Annotated in this window: 1 protein-coding gene; it reads right to left on the bottom strand. The window is 50.6% G+C overall.

The genetic code is table 11. The annotated features are described in order from the left end of the window. Positions 1–29: 29 nt before the first annotated feature. A partial coding sequence (locus ACTQ33_RS17150) for a transposase (protein WP_441465697.1) occupies positions 30–518 on the bottom strand: 489 nt, incomplete at its 5' end.

Raw genomic sequence — 518 nt, 5'->3', positions numbered from 1 at the left:
TCAGTCTGTCGAGAAACCCGGCATATGCGTCAAGCATAAGCCGGGTCTCTGGCGTATAGAGGCCAAAGAAGGATAAGGGTAAATGGAGCAAGCTTCTCCTTCCACAACCAACAGGCCAGTTTTTTCAGATTCATGGCAGCAAATTTAAGCTTCACCCAGTTGGACACCTGGGCCAAGCCTCTGTACTGGGTATAACGCATGGCGTGTTTTTCCTTAGCATCGGCAAAGACCCGTTCAATGGTTTCCTTCCGCCGTTTGTAAAGCCACTGGTATTTTGGCGTATAGCGGGCGTCATCCGCTAAGTCCTCGTAGTCTTTCCAGATATGCCGCTGTACCGTTTTGACACAGTCTTTGGAGTGGGTGCACAGATGGCGGGTAGGACAGCTTGCACAGATCTTTGGGTCGCTTTGGTACTCCCGGTATCCATCCCGGTTGGTGGTACGGTAGGACAACACCTGGTATTCCGGACAAATCACACAGTCATAGTGTTCATCATACACATACTTCCACCACTCGTG

The sequence above is a fragment of the Candidatus Avoscillospira sp. LCP25S3_F1 genome (assembly GCF_052117125.1).
GTDB lineage: Bacteria > Bacillota > Clostridia > Oscillospirales > Oscillospiraceae > Avoscillospira_A.
This window is presented reverse-complemented; position numbering and strand designations above follow the sequence as displayed.